The sequence below is a fragment of the Clavibacter davisi genome (assembly GCF_052751415.1).
The window spans coordinates 1,622,734-1,641,876 of record NZ_CP199882.1; the positions used below are offsets into that span (position 1 = coordinate 1,622,734).

Annotated in this window: 16 protein-coding genes; 11 read left to right on the forward strand and 5 right to left on the reverse strand. The window is 73.9% G+C overall.

The genetic code is table 11. From position 1 onward, the window contains the following. Positions 1–34: 34 nt before the first annotated feature. The 3 genes from ACU4ZT_RS07720 to ACU4ZT_RS07730 are packed head-to-tail and all read right to left on the reverse strand — an operon-like array spanning position 35 to position 3,599. Positions 35–895, reverse strand: a complete 861-nt coding sequence (locus ACU4ZT_RS07720; protein WP_063072768.1) for an ABC transporter permease — start codon at positions 893–895, stop codon at positions 35–37. Next, positions 892–1,956 carry an ABC transporter permease gene (locus tag ACU4ZT_RS07725; protein WP_063072769.1) on the reverse strand — a complete coding sequence of 355 codons (1,065 nt, stop codon included), beginning with the start codon at positions 1,954–1,956 and terminating at the stop codon, positions 892–894. Before ACU4ZT_RS07725 ends, ACU4ZT_RS07720 begins: the two co-directional genes overlap by 4 nt. After that, complete coding sequence (locus ACU4ZT_RS07730; RefSeq protein WP_445338585.1) at positions 1,953–3,599, reverse strand: ABC transporter substrate-binding protein; 1,647 nt, start codon at positions 3,597–3,599, stop codon at positions 1,953–1,955. Before ACU4ZT_RS07730 ends, ACU4ZT_RS07725 begins: the two co-directional genes overlap by 4 nt. Positions 3,600–3,702: 103 nt before the next feature. Between ACU4ZT_RS07730 and ACU4ZT_RS07735 the strand changes: the two genes are divergently transcribed. The 7 genes from ACU4ZT_RS07735 to ndk all read left to right on the forward strand — a co-directional run bounded on the left by ACU4ZT_RS07735 (position 3,703) and on the right by ndk (position 12,154). After that, complete coding sequence (locus tag ACU4ZT_RS07735) at positions 3,703–4,368, forward strand: TetR/AcrR family transcriptional regulator (protein WP_063072771.1); 666 nt, start codon at positions 3,703–3,705, stop codon at positions 4,366–4,368. A 127-nt stretch (positions 4,369–4,495) separates the two neighbouring features. Then, positions 4,496–5,257, forward strand: coding sequence for an expansin EXLX1 family cellulose-binding protein (locus ACU4ZT_RS07740; RefSeq protein WP_445338587.1), 762 nt, complete (start codon positions 4,496–4,498; stop codon positions 5,255–5,257). A gap of 69 nt (positions 5,258–5,326) precedes the next feature. Beyond that, on the forward strand, positions 5,327–6,088 hold the full coding sequence (locus tag ACU4ZT_RS07745) for a class I SAM-dependent methyltransferase (protein ID WP_445338589.1): 762 nt from the start codon (positions 5,327–5,329) through the stop codon (positions 6,086–6,088). A gap of 248 nt (positions 6,089–6,336) precedes the next feature. After that, the gene (gene ileS / locus ACU4ZT_RS07750; protein WP_445338591.1) at positions 6,337–9,657 is read left to right on the forward strand and encodes an isoleucine--tRNA ligase; all 3,321 of its coding nucleotides are present in this window, start codon (positions 6,337–6,339) and stop codon (positions 9,655–9,657) included. Further along, positions 9,654–11,228, forward strand: a complete 1,575-nt coding sequence (locus tag ACU4ZT_RS07755; protein WP_445338593.1) for a bifunctional folylpolyglutamate synthase/dihydrofolate synthase — start codon at positions 9,654–9,656, stop codon at positions 11,226–11,228. Before ileS ends, ACU4ZT_RS07755 begins: the two co-directional genes overlap by 4 nt. Next, positions 11,225–11,725: a DUF4233 domain-containing protein gene (locus ACU4ZT_RS07760; protein WP_270981644.1), complete on the forward strand. Its 501-nt coding sequence runs from the start codon at positions 11,225–11,227 to the stop codon at positions 11,723–11,725. The genes ACU4ZT_RS07755 and ACU4ZT_RS07760 overlap by 4 nt, the downstream gene beginning before the upstream one ends. A 9-nt stretch (positions 11,726–11,734) precedes the next feature. After that, complete coding sequence (gene ndk, locus ACU4ZT_RS07765) at positions 11,735–12,154, forward strand: nucleoside-diphosphate kinase (RefSeq protein ID WP_063072777.1); 420 nt, start codon at positions 11,735–11,737, stop codon at positions 12,152–12,154. A 63-nt stretch (positions 12,155–12,217) separates the two neighbouring features. On the opposite strand, the gene ACU4ZT_RS07770 is transcribed toward ndk, so the two are convergent. Further along, complete coding sequence (locus ACU4ZT_RS07770) at positions 12,218–12,826, reverse strand: vitamin K epoxide reductase family protein (protein WP_063072778.1); 609 nt, start codon at positions 12,824–12,826, stop codon at positions 12,218–12,220. Positions 12,827–13,132: 306 nt separating this feature from the next. Here ACU4ZT_RS07770 and ACU4ZT_RS07775 point away from each other — a divergent pair, with 306 nt between their 5' ends. Then, positions 13,133–16,186 carry an Rne/Rng family ribonuclease gene (locus tag ACU4ZT_RS07775; RefSeq protein WP_445338596.1) on the forward strand — a complete coding sequence of 1,018 codons (3,054 nt, stop codon included), beginning with the start codon at positions 13,133–13,135 and terminating at the stop codon, positions 16,184–16,186. Positions 16,187–16,326: 140 nt separating this feature from the next. Here ACU4ZT_RS07775 and ACU4ZT_RS07780 read toward each other — a convergent pair whose 3' ends face one another. Then, positions 16,327–16,605, reverse strand: a complete 279-nt coding sequence (locus ACU4ZT_RS07780) for a DUF4031 domain-containing protein (protein WP_063070346.1) — start codon at positions 16,603–16,605, stop codon at positions 16,327–16,329. Between the two features lie 289 nt (positions 16,606–16,894). On the opposite strand from ACU4ZT_RS07780, the gene rplU reads away from it, so the two are divergent. From rplU to obgE, 3 genes are all read left to right on the forward strand, one after another. Further along, the gene (rplU, locus tag ACU4ZT_RS07785; protein ID WP_012038175.1) at positions 16,895–17,203 is read left to right on the forward strand and encodes a 50S ribosomal protein L21; all 309 of its coding nucleotides are present in this window, start codon (positions 16,895–16,897) and stop codon (positions 17,201–17,203) included. A gap of 24 nt (positions 17,204–17,227) precedes the next feature. Continuing rightward, the gene (gene rpmA / locus ACU4ZT_RS07790) at positions 17,228–17,482 is read left to right on the forward strand and encodes a 50S ribosomal protein L27 (RefSeq protein ID WP_012299161.1); all 255 of its coding nucleotides are present in this window, start codon (positions 17,228–17,230) and stop codon (positions 17,480–17,482) included. A 121-nt stretch (positions 17,483–17,603) separates the two neighbouring features. Then, positions 17,604–19,142, forward strand: a complete 1,539-nt coding sequence (gene obgE, locus ACU4ZT_RS07795; protein ID WP_445338599.1) for a GTPase ObgE — start codon at positions 17,604–17,606, stop codon at positions 19,140–19,142. Position 19,143: the final 1 nt, after the last annotated feature.

Genomic DNA, 19,143 nt, shown 5'->3' on the forward strand with positions numbered 1-19,143 from the left:
GACGCCGAGTCCGCCGCTGGGTGGGGGCCGCCGCTCACGACTCGCGCACCCGTCGCTCGAGCGCGCGGCCGAGCACGGTGGAGGCCGTCGCCGTGAGCACGATCATCAGGCCCGGCACCACGGTCAGCCACGGCGCGGAGCCGATGTAGGTGCGGCCCGCGGCGAGCATGGCGCCCCACTCGGGATCCGGCGGAACCGTGCCGAGCCCGAGGTAGCTGAGCGACGACGCCCACACGATGGCCTGGCCGACGCCCAGGGTCCCGAGCACGAAGAGCGGCGCTGCGGTGTTCGGCAGGATGTGCCGCGCGAGCACCACGAGCGGAGGACGGCCGAGCACGGTCGCGGCCTCCACGTACGGCGACCGCCGCACCGACATCACGCGGCCGCGGATGATGCGCGCGTATCCGGGCGCGGCCGAGACGCCCACGGCGAGGGTGGCGCTGCCGATGCCGGGCCCGAGGATCACGATGAGGAAGAGCGCGAGGAGGAGCCCGGGGAACGCGAAGACGACCTCGATGACGCGGTTGACCGCGAAGTCGGCGACACGGCCGAGGAGCGCGGCGGCGAGGCCGAGGACCGCGCCGAGGCCGAGGCCGATCGCGGTCGCGCTCACCCCGATCACGAGGCTCGGGCCGGCGCCGTGCACGACGCGCGTGAGCACGTCGCGGCCGGACTCGTCGGTGCCGAGGAGGTGGCCGGGCCCCGGCGCGCGGAAGGCCTCCGCGGGGGCGATGGCGAGCGGGTCGCCGGGCGCGAGGAGACCGGGCGCGAGGGCGGCGGCCACGAGGAGCGCGACCACGAGCGCGGCGCCTGCGGTGCCGGCGATCGCGAGGATCCGGACGGGCGGACGCGACGGCGCCGCGGTGAGCAGCGTCTCGGCGCGGGGGTCGCTCATCGCGCGGCCGCCTGCGGGGCGGGCGCGCCGGCGGGAGTCGACGAGTCGAGCGGGGGTGCAGGGGCCGCAGATGGCACGGGCCCGGTGCGCGCGTCGACGAGGCGCGGATCCACGAGGCGCGCCAGCAGGTCGGTGACCGCGGTGAGCACGATGTAGACGACCGCCACCACCAGCACGACGCCGACGATCACCGGGACGTCCCGGCTCGTGACGGCCGACAGCGCCGTGCGGCCGAGGCCCGGGCGGGCGAAGATCTGCTCGACCACCACCGCGCCCGAGATGAGGAACCCGAACGCCCAGCCGGAGAGGGCGATGCCCGGGGCCGCGGCGTGCCGGAGCGCGTGCCGCAGCCGCACGCCCGACTCGGACTCCCCGCGCGCCCGGGCCGCGAGCGCGAACGGCGAGTCGAGCGCCTCGAGGAGCGCCTCGCGCATGATCTGCCCGAGGAACCCGGCCAGCGGGATCGCGAGCGTCAGCACGGGGAGCACGAGGCCCGCCGGAGAGGATCCGCTCACCGCCGGCAGCCAGCCGAGGCCGGTGGAGAAGACGAGGATGAGCACCACCCCGATCCAGAAGTGCGGGAGCGACGCCGCGACGATCTCGATCCCCGCGCCGAGCGCCGCGGCGACCCGCCCGGCCCCGGTGGAGACGAACGCCAGGGCGAGCGCGAGGATCCACGCCACGGCGAGCGCCAGCACCGCGAGCAGCAGCGTGCCCGGCAGCTGCCGCGCGAGCACCGCGACCACGTCCTCGCGGAGCGCGTAGGACCGGCCGAGGTCGCCCTGCGCGAGGCGGCCGAGCTGCGCGAGGTACTGCACGAGCAGCGGCTGGTCGAGCCCGTACTCGGCGCGCACGGCGGCGACGGCCTCGGGCGGGGCCTGCGAGCCGGGGCCGCCGAGGATCGCCTGCGCCGGGTCGCCCGGGATCAGGCGCACCGCGAGGAACGTCACGGTCGCGACCGCCCACAGCACGAGAACCGCGCCGCCGATCCGCGCGCCCGCGGCCCGCAGGAGCGCGGGCGCGCGGGCGGCGGACACGGGCCGGCTGCGGCCCCGCGTCACCGGGCGAGCCAGGTGTCGTACAGCGTGGGCGTCGCCACCGACGGCAGCGCGCGGAGGCCCTGCACGGCCGTCCCGTGCAGGAAGTGGTTCTGCTGGTCGTAGAGCGGCAGGATCCAGTGCCCGGCCATCACACGCCGCTGCACGTCGGCGTAGAGCGCGTTGCGGCGGTCGAGGTCGGTGGTGGAGCGGGCCTCGGCGAGCGCCCGGTCGATCTCGGGCACGGAGACCTTGGCGTGGTTCGCGAAGTAGCCGCTGGGCGCGGGCGTGATGCCCGAGGTGTCGTAGAGGATCCGCAGCACGTCCGGCCCCGCCTTCGTGTACGGCGCGCTCACGAGCTCGTACGCGTCGTCGCCCAGCGCCTCGTACCAGCGGCCGAGGTCCATCGGCTCGAGCTGCACGTCGAACCCGACCTGCTTGGTGGTGGCCTGGATCTGCTCGAACAGCGACTGCTCGGCGGGGATCGACTGGTTGGTGCTCACGGGGAAGCGCAGCGTGAGCCGCTTCCCGTCCTTCGTGCGGATCCCGTCGGCGTCCTTCGTGGACCAGCCCGCCTCGTCGAGGAGCGCGGCGGCGCGGTCGGCGTCGATGCCGAAGAGGTCGGGGTCGGAGACGGCCGCGGGCTCCGTGCTCGCGAGCGGCGAGTACGAGCGCTCCGCGGCGCCCTGGAACAGCGCCGTGATGCCCGCGTCGACGTCGGCCGAGCGGATGAACGCCTCGCGCACGCGCTCGTCGTCGAAGGGGGCCCGGCCGGAGTTCAGCTCGATGCGGTTGGACGCCCCCGGTCGCGGCGCGTCGAGCTCGCCGAGCGTGCCGCCGGAGGTCGCGGAGGCGATGGCGTCGGGCTGGGCGTTGTCGATCACGTCGACCTCGCCGCTCTGCAGGGCCGCGTAGCGCGAGGCGGCGTCGGGCAGGAAGCGCCAGTCGATGCGCTCGAGGTAGGCGGCGCCGGTGTGGGCGGCGTCCGCGGGCGGCGAGGAGTAGGCGTCGTTCCGCACGAGGGAGATGGACTGCTGTCGGTCCCAGCGCTCGACGCTGAACGGTCCCGTTCCGATGGGCTGCGCGCAGTTCGCGTCCGTGCCGCGGGAGATGCCGGCGGGCGACTCCATGGCGAGCCACGGTTGCGAGAGCGACTCGAGCAGCGCGCTGTCGGGCGCCTGGAGCGTGAGCTGCACCGTGTCGGCGTCGACCACGGTCGCGTCCGTCACGGCCTGCAGCGCGAGGTACCCGGTGGAGGAGAGCGTGGCGGGATCCTGCACGTGCCGGATGTTCGCGACCACGGCGTCCGCGTCGAACGGCGTGCCGTCGGTGAAGGACACGCCCTGCCGGAGCTCGAGCGTGAGGCCGAGGCCGTCGTCGCTCCAGGTCCAGCTGTCGGCGAGCCACGGCGTGATCCCGCCCTTCCCGTCGAGGGACACGAGCGGCTCGAGGAACTGCGAGGACACGAGCGCCTGCGGGTAGTTGCCGCCGACGTGCGGATCGAGGCAGTCGGGCTCCGCGTCGCCGGAGGCGTAGACGAGGGTGCCGCCGGAGACCGGGGTCGTGGACGCCTCGGGGGTGCCGGTCGTGCAGCCGGTGAGGACGAGGGCGGTCGCGGCGAGGGCGCCGAGACCCGCGAGGGCGCGGGCGCGCGGGGTGGGGATCATGGGTGCTTCCGATGTGCGCGCCGACGGGCGCTGGTGCGGGTGGTTTCTGTACCGCGTCCAACAATACGCGAGGGCGCCGACGACGGTGCGCGAGGATGGGCGCATGACCTCCGCCCGTCCCGCCGGCCGCCCGCGCCGCTCGTCGCGCGCGACCCTGGAGGAGGCGGCCGCCGAGCTCTTCCTCGAGCACACGTACGCGGCGACCACCGTGGAGCAGATCGCCCAGCGCGCCGGGGTCAGCCGCGCGACCTTCTTCAACTACTTCGCCTCCAAGGCCGACCTGCTCTGGGCGGGCCTCGATGACACCCTGCGCGAGGCGGGCGCGGCGGTCGCCGGCGTCGGTGCTGGCGGGGCCCCTGTCGACGCGGTGGTCGAGGCGATCGCGACGGGTGCTGGCGGGGCCCCTGTCGACGCGGTGGTCGAGGCGATCGCCACGGCCGCCCGGAGCCGGGGCGAGGGGTGGCTGCCGCTCGCGCTCACGCAGCACGAGGTCATGGGGCTCGGCGCCGACGTCGCGGGGGAGGGCGTCGCGCGGGCCGCGCCGCTCGTGGATCCGGTCGCCCAGGCCCTCGCCCGGGCGACCGGCCGACGCGCGTCGGACGGCCCCGTGCGCGTGGCGGCGTCCGTCGTCGCCGCGGCCACGGCCGCCGCCGTCATGGCCTGGGCCGCCGACGGGGTCGGCCGGGGTCCGCTGGAGGACGCGGTGCGCCGCGCGCTGGATCCGCTCCGCCCGGCTCTCGCGGCCTCCGTCGCCGTCGCCGCCAGCTGAACGCCGCGCGTCCTGCCGGCGAACGAGCAGAGGGCGTCGGCCGCGGCCCTTCCGCGACGGGAGGGTGCGGTCCTACCCTGGCCGCGCGGCGCGACCGCGCCGCTCCCTCGAGATGAGAAGAGACGCCATGCACCTCATCCACGCCCTCGCCGACCGCCCGCGACGGGAGGGCACCCGGTGGCATCCCGGCCGTGCCCGCCGCCTCCGGGCACTCCCCGCCCTGCTCGCCCTGCTCATCGCGATCGCCGGCCTCTCGGCGGTCGCGCCCGCCGGATCCGCGTCGGCCGTCGCCGCCGGATCCGGCCGCGCCACGCACTACTCGCTCGGCCCGGACGGCAACCCGACGAACGGCAACTGCTCGCTCCCCGCCATCCCCGCGAACCGCCTCTACGTCGCGGTCGGCCCGGACGACTACGCCGGCAGCGCCGCGTGCGGCACCTACCTCGACGTCACCGGCCCGAAGGGGACGGTGCGCGTCGAGGTCGCGGACCAGTGCCCCGAGTGCGAGCACGGGCACCTCGACCTGAGCGAGGAGGCGTTCCGCGCCATCGGCGACTACGACGCCGGCATCATCCCCATCTCCTACGCGCCCGTCGCGGCGCCGACGGTCCCGCCGCTCGCGTTCCGCCTGAAGGAGGGGTCGTCCGCGTACTGGGCGGCGATCCAGGTCGTCGACGCGGGGACGGAGCTCCGCTCGGTCGAGGTCCGCGTCGGCGCGACATGGGTGCCGCTGTCGCGGACGACCTACGGCTACTGGCTCGCCTCGTCGGGTCTCGGCGCCGGGCCGTACACGGTGCGCGTCACGGACGTCACGGGGCGCACGGCGACGGTCCCGGGCATCGCCCTCGACCCGATGCGGCTCCAGCGCACCACGGCGCGGCTCGGCTGACGCGTGCGCCGCGGCGCGGCGGTGGGAACCGCCGCGCCGCGGCGCACGTGCCGAGGCCAGGATGTCCGCATGACCTCCGACGCCCCCGGCACGCCCGCCCGCTCCGACCTCGCCTCCTCGTTCGGCGCGGTCGCCGACCAGTACGACCGCGTGCGGCCCGGGTACCCCGACGAGGCCGTCGACTGGATGCTCCCCGCGGGCTCCCGCCGCGTCGTCGACCTGGGCGCCGGCAGCGGCAAGCTCACCCGGCTCCTCGCCGCCCGCGGCCTCGCCGTCACCGCGGTGGAGCCCGACGCCGGGATGCGCCGGGTGCTCGCCGCATCCGCCCCCGACGTCGACGTCCGCGCGGGCAGCGGCGAGGCGATCCCCCTGGGCGACGGCGAGGAGGACGCGGTCCTCGTCGCGCAGGCGTGGCACTGGATGGACGCGGGCGAGGCGGCGCGCGAGTGCGCCCGCGTCCTCCGACCCGGCGGGCGCCTCGGCATCGTGTGGAACAACCTGGACACGGAGGTCGACTGGGTCCGCGAGTTCGACGCCCTGCTGCACCCGGCGGGGTCGCGTTCCTCCAACACCGCCCCCGAGCCCGGCCCGTTCCCCGGCTTCGGCCCGGTCGAGCACGCGTCCTTCCCGCACGTCCAGCGCCTGTCGCCGGAGGACGCGGTGGCGTTCGCCGGGTCCATCAGCGTCGTCAGCACGCTGCCCGAGGACGCGCGCGCCCGCCTCCTCGACGACATCCGGACGCTCCTGGCCGGCCACCCGGACACGGCGGGGCGCGACGTGCTCGAGCTCCCGTGGCGCGCCGACGCGTACCGGTCCCAGCTCGGCGGCTGAGCCGCCGGATCCGCCGCCCGGGCGCGCTAGCATGAGGGCACAGGCATCGATCCGGCCATCACCGGGGAGCCTTCGGAAGAGAGCCCCGCGGGCACGTCGGCGGGGAAGGTAGAACCGAACGGGTCGGGTCCGTCATCGCCTCTGGAGAGCGGTCGCGCGACGCGCGGCAAGCGGGGTGGTACCGCGCTCGGGATCCGCACACGGCATCCGGGCGTCCTCGCGGAGATCCCATCGCCGCAGGAGATGCCATGACCTACCCCCGTCCCGTCCCCGACGACCCGACCGCGCCCGACCAGGTGGCCGCCAGTCCGCGCTTCCCGGACGTCGAGAAGGGCATCCTCGCCTTCTGGAAGCGTGACGACACCTTCCGCGCCTCCGTCGAGCAGCGCGAGGGATGCGACGAGTGGGTCTTCTACGACGGTCCGCCCTTCGCCAACGGCCTCCCGCACTACGGGCACCTCCTCACCGGCTACGCGAAGGACGCCTTTCCGCGCTTCCAGACCATGCGCGGCAAGCAGGTCCACCGCCGCTTCGGCTGGGACACGCACGGCCTCCCCGCGGAGCTCGAGGCGATGCGCCAGCTCGGCATCACCGAGAAGAGCGAGATCGAGGAGATGGGCGTCGAGGAGTTCAACGCCGTCGCCCGCCGCTCGGTGCTCGAGTACACGGGCGAGTGGGAGGAGTACGTCACCCGCTCCGCGCGCTGGGTCGACTTCGAGGACGACTACAAGACGCTCGACGTCGACTTCATGGAGTCGGTCATCTGGGCCTTCAAGCAGCTGCACGACAAGGGCCTCGCCTACGAGGGCTTCCGCGTGCTGCCGTACTGCTGGCACGACCAGACCCCGCTGAGCAACCACGAGCTGCGGATGGACGACGACGTCTACCGCATGCGCCAGGACCAGTCCGTCACCGTCACGTTCCCGCTCGTCGGCGCCAAGGCGGAGTCGCTCGGCCTCACCGCCGTGCGCGCGCTCGCCTGGACGACCACGCCCTGGACCCTGCCCACCAACATGGCGCTCGCGGTCGGGCCGGACATCGTCTACGCCGTCGTCCCCGCGGGACCCGCCGGGACGCCGGACGCGGAGGCGCCCGACTCCCTGCCCCGGGAGTCCTCCGTGCAGCTCGCGGCGGAGGTGCTCGGATCCGAGTACCTCATCGCCCAGGACCTGGTGGGGAACTACGCCAAGGACCTCGGCTACGCATCCGCCGACGAGGCCCGCGCCGCCGTCTCCCGCACCGTGCTCGGCCGCCAGCTCGAGGGCGTCGCCTACGACCGCCTCTGGGACTTCTACGCCGACACGGAGCGCTTCGGCACGGAGAACGCCTGGCAGGTGCTCGTCGCCGACTACGTCACGACCACCGACGGCACCGGCATCGTCCACCAGGCCCCGGCCTACGGCGAGGAGGACCAACAGGTCTGCGCCGCGGCCGGCATCCCCGTGATCCTGTCGCTCGACGAGGGCGGCCGCTTCGTCGACACCGTGCCCGAGGTCGCCGGCGAGCTGTGGTCGGATGCGGGCAAGACGCTCACGCGCATGCTCAAGGCGCAGGGCCGCCTCATCCGCCAGGCCAGCTACGAGCACTCCTACCCGCACTGCTGGCGCTGCAAGAACCCGCTCATCTACAAGGCGGTCTCCAGCTGGTTCGTGCGCGTCACCGACTTCCGCGACGACATGGTGCGCCTCAACCAGGACATCACGTGGACGCCCGAGAACGTCAAGGACGGCCAGTTCGGCAAGTGGATCGGCAACGCGCGCGACTGGTCGATCAGCCGCAACCGGTTCTGGGGAAGCCCCATCCCGGTGTGGAAGAGCGACGACCCCGCGTACCCGCGCGTCGACGTGTACGGCAGCCTCGACGAGCTCGAGGCCGACTTCGGCGTGCGCCCGACCGACCTGCACCGCCCGTTCATCGACGAGCTCACCCGCCCGAACCCCGACGACCCGACGGGGAGGAGCACCATGCGCCGCATCGAGGACGTGCTCGACGTCTGGTTCGACTCCGGGTCCATGCCCTTCGCGCAGGTGCACTACCCGTTCGAGAACCGCGAGTGGTTCGACGAGCACAGTCCGGCGGACTTCATCGTCGAGTACATCGGCCAGACCCGCGGGTGGTTCTACACCCTGCACGCGCTGTCGACCGCGCTGTTCGAGCGGCCGGCGTTCTCCAGCGTCGTCAGCCACGGCATCGTCCTCGGCAACGACGGGCAGAAGATGTCGAAGTCGCTCCGCAACTACCCGGACGTCAACGAGGTGTTCGACCGCGACGGATCCGACGCCATGCGCTGGTTCCTCCTCGCGAGCCCCGTGCTCCGCGGCGGCAACCTCGTGGTCACCGAGGAGGGCATCCGCGAGGGCGTCCGCCAGGTGCTGCTCCCGCTCTGGAGCACGTGGTACTTCTTCTCGCTCTACGCGAACTCCGCGCAGCCCGGCGGCTACGAGGCGACGCGCGACACGACGAGCGACGACGTCCTTGACCGCTACATCCTCGCCCGCACGCGCCGCCTCGTCACCGAGGTCACCGAGCACATGACCGCGCTCGACTCGACCCTCGCCGCCGCGTCCCTCCGCGACTTCGCCGACGTGCTCACCAACTGGTACGTGCGCCGCAGTCGCGACCGGTTCTGGGCGGGCGTCGAGTCGCAGTCGGACGGCACCGTCACCGGCACGCAGGCGTTCGACACGCTCCACACGGTCCTCGAGACCGTGACGCGCGTGGCGGCGCCGCTCCTGCCGCTCGTCTCCGAGCGCATCTGGAAGGACCTCACGGGCGGCCGCAGCGTGCACCTCGAGGACTGGCCGGAGCCCGACGACCTGCCCGCCGACGACCGCCTCGTGGAGGTGATGGACCGGGTGCGCCAGGTCGCGTCGACCGCGCTGTCGCTCCGCAAGCAGTCGGGCCTCCGCGTCCGGCAGCCGCTCGCGCGCCTCACGGTCGTGAGCGACGACGCGGACGGGCTCGCCCGCTTCGAGGACATCCTCCGCGACGAGCTCAACGTCAAGGCCGTCGCCGTCGAGGAGCTGACCCCCACGAGCGCGGCCGACGCCGGCATCACGCGCCGCCTCACCGTGAACGCGCGCGTCGCGGGGCCCCGCCTCGGCAAGGGCGTGCAGCAGGTGATCCAGGCGGCCCGCTCCGGCGACTGGACCGAGGCGGACGGCGAGGTCGTCGCGGGCGGCGTGCCGCTCGTCGGCGGCGAGTACGAGCTCGTGCTGGAGGTGGCCGGAGACCGCGCCGACCAGGCGCTCGCGCTCCTGCCGGGCGGCGGCTTCCTGCTGCTCGACACCGCGCTCACCCCCGAGCTCGAGGCCGAGGGCCTCGCGCGCGACGTGGTGCGGAACGTGCAGGACGCGCGGAAGGGCGCGGGGCTCGACGTGAGCGACCGCATCGCCCTCGTGATCCGGCTCGATGCGGCGGGCGCCGAGGCCGCCGAGCGGTTCCGCGACCTCATCGCGCGTGAGACCCTGGCGGTGGCGCTGCGGATCGACGCGGACGCCGAGGCGACGGCGTCCGGCATCGTCGTCGGCGGCGGATCGCCCCTGGACATCGAGGTGGAGCGAGCATGAGCGACCAGCGGGGCGGGACGCCCTTCGACGACGACGCGGACGACGTCCGCCGCGACGACGACTTCGAGCCCGAGACGGACGAGGGCGTCGACGCGGCCGCGCGCGCCCTCGACCCCGACGTCGACGGCCTGAGCGACGACCAGCTCTTCGCCGACGACGCGGCCGAGCTCCGCCGCGAGGCCGAGCGCTCGATCGTCGCCGGCCGCGAGGTCGACGACGAGAACTACTTCGAGCGCGAGGGGGAGCAGGTCTACCAGGCGCTCCTCGCCCGCGTCGGCGAACAGGCGCCGCAGCCGCGCCTCACCGCCACCCGCCGCGTCGTCGAGCTGCTCGGCGACGTGCACCGCGCCTACAAGATCGTCCACGTCACGGGCACCAACGGGAAGACGTCCACGAGCCGGATGGCCGAGAGCATCCTGCGCGCCGCCGGCCTCCGCACGGGGCTGTTCACGAGCCCGCACCTGGTGCGGGTCAACGAGCGCATCGTGATCGACGGCGAGCCGATCACCGACGAGGCCCTCAGCCGCAACTGGGCCGACGTCGAGCCGTTCATCGACCTCGTCGACCGGGAGCTCGTGGCCGCGGGGGAGCAGCCCGTCACGTTCTTCGAGGCGCTCACCGTGCTCGCGTTCGCGTCCTTCGCGGACGCCCCCGTGGACGTCGCCGTGGTCGAGGTCGGCATGGGCGGCGAATGGGACTCCACCAACGTCGCCGACGGCGAGGTCGCGGTCTTCACGCCCGTGTCGCTCGACCACACGCAGCGTCTGGGATCCACCGTCGCGGAGATCGCGCGCACCAAGTCCGGCATCGTGAAGCCGGCGTCGGACGTCGTCTCGAGCGCCCAGGCGCCCGAGGTGGTCGCCGAGCTCACGCGCGCGGCCGAGCTCACCGAGTCCACCTGGTCCATGGAGGGGGAGCGGTTCCGCCTCCTCGACACGACGCTCGCGGTCGGCGGCCAGGTCATCAGCGTGCAGGGGCTCGCGGGCACCTACCGGGACGTCTTCCTGCCGCTCTTCGGCGCGCACCAGGCGCAGAACGCCGCGGTCGCGATCGCCGCGGTCGAGTCGTTCCTGGGCGGCGGCGACCACGCCATCCACGAGGACGTGCTCGCCGAGGGCCTCGCCACCGTGACGAGCCCGGGCCGCCTGCAGGTCGTCGGCACCGAGCCGACCGTGCTCGTCGACGCCGCGCACAACCCGGCGGGCGCCGCGTCGCTCGCGGCCGCGCTGCCCGTCTACTTCACGTTCGACCGCGTGACCGCGGTGATCGGCGTGCTCGCCGACAAGGACGCGGAGGGCATCGTGCGGGAGCTCGCGCCCGTCGTGGACCACTTCATCGTCACGCGCTCCGCGTCCGAGCGGTCGGTTGATCCCGACGAGCTCGCCCGGATCGTGGTGGGCGTCGTCGGCCGCGACCGCGTCACGGTCGAGCCCGACCTCCGGACCGCCCTCGACGACGCGCGCGACTCCGCGGGCGAGACCGAGAAGGGCGCGGCGCTCGTCACCGGCTCCATCCTCCTCGTGGGCGAGGCCATCGAGCACGCGCGCGGCGAGGGCTGGAAGATCGCGTGAGCACCGACGGCCGACCGGCCCGCACCCGGCGACCCCGCCCGCCCCGGACGACGGTCGAGATCCTCGGGTCCATCGTCATGGGCTTCCAGGTCATCGTCGTGTTCCTCGCCAGCCTCGTGGCCTTCGGGCTCGAGGCTCTTCCCGCGCTGCCCGCGCTCGGCGGCGGCGCGCTGCTCGTCCTCGCGATGCTCGCGGTGGTCGGCTCGCTCCGCACGCCGCTCGGCGTGCGGGCCGGCTGGGTGGTGCAGATCCTCGTCGTCCTCACCGGCTTCGTGCTGCCCGCCATGTTCGCGGTCGGCGGGTTCTTCCTGCTCCTGTGGGTCTACGCGATGGTGCAGGGCGCCCGCATCGACCGCGAGAAGGCCGCCGCCCGCGGCGCATGGGAGCAGGCCATGCTCGACGAGCAGCGGGCCGCGCGATCCGCCGACGTACCGGATGCCGACGACCGCCCCACCGACCACCGACCCACCACCGAGCCGCCGGCTCCCACCCCGTAGGAGGAACCCATGACCGCTCCCGACCAGGAGACCCTCGTCCTCGTCAAGCCCGACGGCGTCGCCCGCGGCCTCACCGGCGAGATCCTCCGCCGCATCGAGGCCAAGGGCTACCGGATCGTCGACCTGCGCATGGTGCGGGCCGACCGCGCGCTGCTCGAGCAGCACTACGAGGAGCACCAGGGCAAGCCGTTCTACGAGCCGCTCGTCGCGTTCATGGAGTCGGGCCCGGTGGTCGCCGTGCGCGTCGCCGGGAACCGCGTCATCGAGGGCTTCCGGTCGCTCGCCGGCACGACCGACCCGACGGGCGCCGCGCCCGGCACGATCCGCGGCGACCTCGGCCGCGACTGGGGCCTCGCCGTCGCGCAGAACCTCGTGCACGGCAGCGACGCGCCCGAGTCGGCCGAGCGCGAGCTCGCCCTCTGGTTCTAGCTCCCGACACGACGAGAGGGGCCGACGGGCGATCCGGTCGGCCCCTCTCGTCGTCCCGGCGCCTCAGCCGAGGAGCGTGGGGATCAGCGCGGGGAACGTCGCGATGATCGCGACGACGATGATCGCGTAGTTGAGCACGACGATCGCCCACGTGTACGGCGCCACCGCGTCGGCGGCTCGGCGGATCCCCGCGGGCAGCGGCAGCAGCCCGGCGCGGGCGGTGGCCGACAGCGTGCCCCACCACAGCGGGATCATGGCGCTCCACACCAGCAGGCAGTAGGGGCAGAGCGCGCCGATGACGAAGACGCTCTGCGTGAAGAGCCAGGTGACGAACACCCAGCCCGCGAACGTGCCCATCGCGAACAGGGTCCAGAACCACCTCGCGAACCGCGCACCCGCCAGCAGGGCCATGCCGATCACCACGGGCACGACGAACGCGGCCACGCCGATGAGCGGGTTCGGGAAGCCGAACAGCGACCCCTGCGGCGACTGGATGACCGTGGCGCAGGAGATGAACGGGTTGACGTCGCAGGACAGCGACGCGCCCGGGTTCTCCAACAGGTGGAGGCGGTCGAGCACGAGGACGAACGCCCCGATCCACCCGACGACTCCCGTCACGACCAGCAGGAGGGCCAGGGAGCGGGTGTGCACGGGGGCCCGGGTCGCGGTCATGCGGTGATCATGGCAGACCGGCGGGCCCCGACCCTGACGGCCGGGTGGACGTCGGCGTGCGATACTGGCAGGCAGGTCGTCCCGCCGCGCGGGTCGACCGCCATGAAGAGTCTTTCCCGGGGCAGACCCGGGCCGCCAGGCACGTCCGGCGGCGGATAGCCAGTTCCGTACCAGTGCGCACGACCGAAGCCTCGGGCCGGTCGTCGCAGACCAAGGATCGACGGAGAACCGCGAACGCGGGGATCCACTCGGAGAGCTACCGGGGTACGGCGCGGCCGTACCGCCCGGCTGAGGAGTGCACCAGAGATGGTGGAGAGAGACGAGAACACCGGCAGGAGGCGCCCGCGCCTCTTCGAGCGGCTCACGGGCCGCCGTGCCGAGCCGACCGCGACCGAGGGGACCGACGGCGCGTCCGTCCTCCCCGGTGCCGCGACCCCCGAGGCGAGCGGTGCGTCCGCCGCCTCCGAAGCGAAGGGCCGAACCCTGAACGAGAACGAGACCACCCCGTCCACGCCCGACGAGACGGAGGCGCCGGTCGTCCGACGCTCCCGCCGCGCGAGCGCCACCGCCTCCGCACCCGCGGGCGCCCCGACGGACGACGCCAGCGTCGACGCGTCCGCCGCCGTCGCCGCGCCGTCCGAGGGGTCCGCCCCGGATGCGGCCGAGGGGCAGCCGCCCGTGCGGGCGAGCCGCGCGCGTGCCCCGCGTCGTGCCGCTGCATCCGCGTCCGCCTCGGCTCCCGCGGCAGGCGCCTCGGACGCTCCGGCGGTCGACTGGCCGATCGCGGCGCCGAGCGCCGCGCCGGTCGCCGACGCGACCCCCGCCGAGGCGCCCTCCGTCGCCGAGGACGCCGCAGCCGCTGCGGCCCCCGCGCCGCAGGAGCCGGAGGCGCCCGCCCGCGCGCTCCCGTCCCTCTCCGTCTTCTTCCAGGCGCCGGACATCGCGCCGCTGCCGCCCCGCCGCGAGCGGGACGACCGCCGCGACGACCGCCGCGACGACCAGGACGACGACCTCGAGCGCGACGAGCGCCCGTCGCGCTCCTCCCGCCGCGGCGGTCGCGCCCAGGACCGCGGCACGGGCCGCGACCCGCGCGACCGCGACCGCGACGACGACCGCGACGAGGACGACGACGCCCCGTCGGTCCGCCGTCGCGCGCGCCGCCGCTCCGGCGAGGAGGGCCGCGACGGCGACGACGCGCCCGGCACCGTCGTCAAGGTCCGCACGCCCCGCGAGCCCGAGCTCATCACCGAGCCGCAGCGGATCAAGGGGTCCACGCGCCTCGAGGCCAAGAAGCAGCGCCGCCGCGACGGCCGCGATGCCGGCCGCCGCCGTCCCGTCCTCACGGAGTCGGAGTACCTGGCCCGCCGCGAGTCCGTCGACCGCAGCATGATCGTGCGCTCCCGCGACGGCAAGATCCAGATCGGCGTGCTCGAGGACCACGTCCTCGTGGAGCACTACGTGGCCCGCGCCGACGAGGCGTCCCTCATCGGCAACGTCTACCTCGGCCGCGTCCAGAACGTGCTGCCGAGCATGGAGGCCGCGTTTATCGACATCGGCCGAGGCCGCAACGCCGTCCTCTACTCCGGCGAGGTCGACTGGGAGGCGGCCAACGCCGACAAGGGCGGCGGCAACCACGCCCGCCGCATCGAGGTCGCGCTGAAGCCCGGCGACCGCGTGCTCGTCCAGGTCACGAAGGACCCGGTCGGCCACAAGGGCGCCCGCCTCACGAGCCAGGTCAGCCTGCCCGGCCGCTACCTCGTCTACGTGCCCAACGGGTCGATGAACGGCATCAGCCGCAAGCTCCCCGACACCGAGCGCGCGCGCCTCAAGAAGACCCTCAAGGAGGTGCTGCCCGAGAACGTGGGCGTCATCGTCCGCACGGCCGCCGAGGGCGCGACGGAGGAGCAGCTCAAGCTCGACGTCGAGCGCCTCACGTCGCAGTGGTCCGAGATCAGCCGTCAGGTCGAGAAGGCGCAGGCGCCCGCGCTCCTGCACTCCGAGCCCGACCTGCTGCTCAAGATCATCCGCGACGTCTTCAACGAGGACTTCCGCGAGCTCGTGATCGACGGCGGCGACGCCCAGGAGATCATCGAGGGCTACCTCCGCGGCGTGGCGCCCGACCTCATCGACCGGGTGCAGGCCTACTCGGGCGAGAAGGACTCGTTCGACCACTACCGCGTCAGCGAGCAGATCGAGAAGGCGCTCGACCGCAAGGTCTGGCTGCCGTCGGGCGGATCGCTCGTCATCGACCGCACCGAGGCCATGACCGTGGTCGACGTGAACACGGGCAAGTTCGTCGGATCCGGCGGCAACCTCGAGGAGACCGTTACCAAGAACAACCTCGAGGCCGCGGAGGAGATCGTCCGCCAGCTGCGCCTGCGCGACATCGGCGGCATCATCGTCGTCGACTTCATCGACATGGTCCTCGAGACGAACCGCGACCTCGTGCTGCGGCGCCTGGTGGAGTGCCTCAGCCGCGACCGCACCAAGCACCAGGTCGCCGAGGTCACGTCGCTCGGACTCGTGCAGATGACCCGCAAGAAGCTCGGCCTCGGCCTCCTGGAGTCGTTCTCCGAGAACTGCGAGACGTGCGCCGGGCGGGGCATCATCATCCACCACGACCCGCTCATGGCGCACACGCAGACGCCGCAGGAGCCCGTGCAGGGCCAGGGACGCCGACGCGGCGGCAAGGGCCAGCAGGAGCACGGGAACGGCGGAGGCAACGGCGGCGGCGGTCGCGGCAACGGCGGCGGGCAGCCGCAGCAGCAGCCGCGGACGCCCGCGGCCAGCACCCACAGCATCACCGACGACGCGCGGAACGCCCTCGCCAAGATCGCGACGAGCACCATCCAGACGGTGAACGACGCCATCGACCGGGTCGAGGACGTCGTGCGCACCCCGGACGAGACCGCGGAGCCCGCGGCACGCGTCGAGGCCGCGCCCGCCGAGGAGCAGCCCCGCGGTGACCGCCCGCGTCGGAGTCGCGGCGGACGGGGACGCGCGTCGTCTGCGACCGCCGAGGCACCCGAGGGCTCGACGGCGTTGGCACCCGCCGCCGACGCGCCGTCGGCTCCCGTGGAGGACCCGACGCCCGCCGACGCGGCCGTGGAGGAGCCCGCCCTGTCGACCCTGGAGCCGCGCGAGGCGATCCGCCTCGAGCCCGTCCAGATCCTCGACATCCCGGTGGCGAGCGCGCGCACGGCACCCCGCCGCGTCAGCTCGGCGGACGCGGAGCAGCTCCTCGGCTCCGTGCTCGACGCGCTGCCGCAGCCCAAGGAGCCGGGGCAGGGCCGCTCGCGCAGCCGTCGCGTGTCCACCGCGACGCTGACGACGCCGGCGCCCGACGCCGACGGCAGCTAGGCCACTCGGCCGTCCGCGCGACGGCCGCAGAGGAGGGCCCGGAGCACGTGCTCCGGGCCCTCCGTCGTCCGCGCGCCGGGGCATCGTCCGCGGCCCCGGGGTGTCGTCCGCGCGAGGGGCATCGTCCGCGCGTCGGGACCTCAGCCCCGGGGAGCGCGCCGCTCGCGCTGGGTGACCCGCAGCCCGCTCGCCTGCAGGCGGCGGACGAGATCCCGGTTCGACACGGGCACGGCGCCGAGCGCGACGAGCTCGTCGTACCGCGCGGCGGGCACGTCGTAGTGGTCGCGGTCGAAGCCCCGCTCGGGGATCCCCGCGGCCCGCGCGAACGCGTGCAGCTCCTCGAGGGACGCGTCGCTCACGAGGTGCGCCCAGAGCGTCCCGTGCGCGGGCCACGCGGGTCGGTCGAGGAGCACGCTCATCCGTCGATCCTAGGCACGCGAGGCGACGGACGACGAGGGTGCGGGGCCGGCGGGACGCGCGACGCGCCCGGCGGGGATGCCCGGGGGAGCACCCGCCCTCGCGTATGATCGACGAGGACGCCGGGGGTCCGGAGTTTGACCCCTGTCCGGCGTTCCGGTAACGTGAGTCGCTGGCATGCGCTGATCCTCGAAGGTCGCGCGCGTGCCGCAGACTTCCTCCAATGATTCGGGCCACGAGGCGTCATGTCCTCAGTGAGTCAAGCCCGCGAGAGAAAACAGGTACGGAAAAGTGGTTTACGCAGTTGTGCGCGCCGGCGGTCGGCAGGAGAAGGTCGAGGTCGGGACCATCGTCACGATGGACCGGGTCAAGAACCAGCAGAGCGGCAAGGTCGTGCTCCCCGCGGTCCTGCTCGTCGACGGCGACACCATCACCACGGACGCCGCGAAGCTCGCCGACGTCACCGTCAGCGCCGAGATCCTGAACGACCTCCGCGGTCCCAAGATCGTCATCCAGAAGTTCAAGAACAAGACCGGGTACAAGAAGCGCCAGGGGCACCGCCAGGACCTCACGCGCGTCCAGGTCACCGAGATCAACTAGCACCGAGACCGCAGGGAGATACAGATGGCACACAAGAAGGGCGCGAGCTCTACCCGCAACGGCCGTGACTCGAACGCCCAGCGCCTCGGCGTGAAGCGCTTCGGCGGCCAGGTCGTCGGCGCCGGCGAGATCATCGTCCGCCAGCGCGGCACGCACTTCCACCCCGGCGTCAACGTCGGCCGTGGCGGCGACGACACGCTGTTCGCCCTCTCCGCCGGTTCGGTGGAGTTCGGCGTCAAGGGCGGCCGCAAGGTCGTCAACATCGTCGTCCCGGCCTAGCGCAGGCCGACAGCACGGACCCTGCAGCGGCACTGCCGCGCAGCACCTCAAGGGCGGGCCTCCTCGGCCCGCCCTTGCGTGCGTTCCGCAGGGACACCTCTAGAAGAAACGAGCGACAGCCATGGCGACATTCGTCGACACCGTGACCCTCCACCTGCGGGCGGGAAACGGCGGCAACGGCTGCGTCTCGGTGCGCCGCGAGAAGTTCAAGCCCCTCGCGGGCCCCGACGGCGGCAACGGCGGCAACGGCGGGGACATCGTCCTCGTCGCCGACCCGCAGGTCACCACCCTCCTCGCCTACCACCGCGGGCCGCACCGGTCCTCGCGCAACGGCGGCCCCGGCATGGGCGACCACCGCCACGGCACGCTCGGCGAGATGCTCGAGCTCCCCGTCCCGGTCGGCACCGTCGTCAAGGACGCCGACGGCGAGGTCCTCGTCGACATGGCTGTGCCCGGCATGCGCTTCGTCGCGGCCGAGGCCGGCCAGGGCGGGCTCGGCAACGCGTCGCTCGCCACCACCAAGCGCAAGGCCCCCGGCTTCGCGCTCCTCGGCACGCGCGGCCAGGAGGGCGACGTCGTCCTCGAGCTCAAGGTCGTCGCCGACGTCGCGCTCGTCGGCTACCCGTCCGCGGGCAAGTCGAGCCTCGTCGCGTCCATCTCGGCGGCGAAGCCGAAGATCGCCGACTACCCGTTCACCACGCTGCACCCGAACCTCGGCGTCGTCGAGGTGGCGGACTCCCGCTACACCGTGGCGGACGTGCCCGGCCTCATCGAGGGCGCGAGCGAGGGCAAGGGCTTGGGGCTCGAGTTCCTCCGCCACGTGGAGCGCTGCTCGGCGCTGCTGCACGTGCTCGACTGCGCGACGCTCGATCCCGGCCGCGACCCCATCTCCGACCTCGACATCATCCTCGGGGAGCTCGCCGCGTACCCCGTGCCCGAGGGTCAGGTGCCGCTCATCGAGCGCCCCCAGCTCATCGCGCTCAACAAGGTCGACGTGCCCGAGGCGAAGGAGCTCGCCGAGCTCGTGCGCCCGGAGCTCGAGGCCCGCGGCTACCGCGTGTTCGACATCTCGACGGTCAGCCGCGACGGCCTGCGCCAGCTGTCCTTCGCCCTCGCCGAGCTCGTGGAGGCCGCGCGCACGAAGGCGCTCGAGCAGCCCGAGGCCGAGCGCATCGTCCTCCGCCCCCGCGCCGTGGACGAGAAGCCCTTCACGATCCGCGTCGACGGCGGCAGCTACGGCGACATCTTCCGCGTCCTCGGCGCGAAGCCCGAGCGCTGGGTGCAGCAGACCGACTTCACCAACGACGAGGCCGTCGGCTACCTGGCCGACCGTCTGGCCAAGCTCGGCGTCGAGGACGGCCTGTTCAAGGCAGGCGCGGTCGCCGGATCCAGCGTCGTCATCGGCGAGGGCGACGGCATCGTCTTCGACTGGGAGCCCACGCTCACGTCCACGGCCGAGCTCATCACGAGCCCGCGTGGGGCCGACGCCCGCGTCGACCCGATCCGCCGACGCACCAACCAGGCGCGCCGCGAGGACTACTTCGCGCGCATGGACGCCAAGGCCGAGGCCCGCGCGCAGCTCGTGCGCGAGGGCGAGGCCGGGCTCTGGGCCGACGAGGACGGCGAGGACGGCGAGGCCCCCACGGACGAGCAGGCCTGAC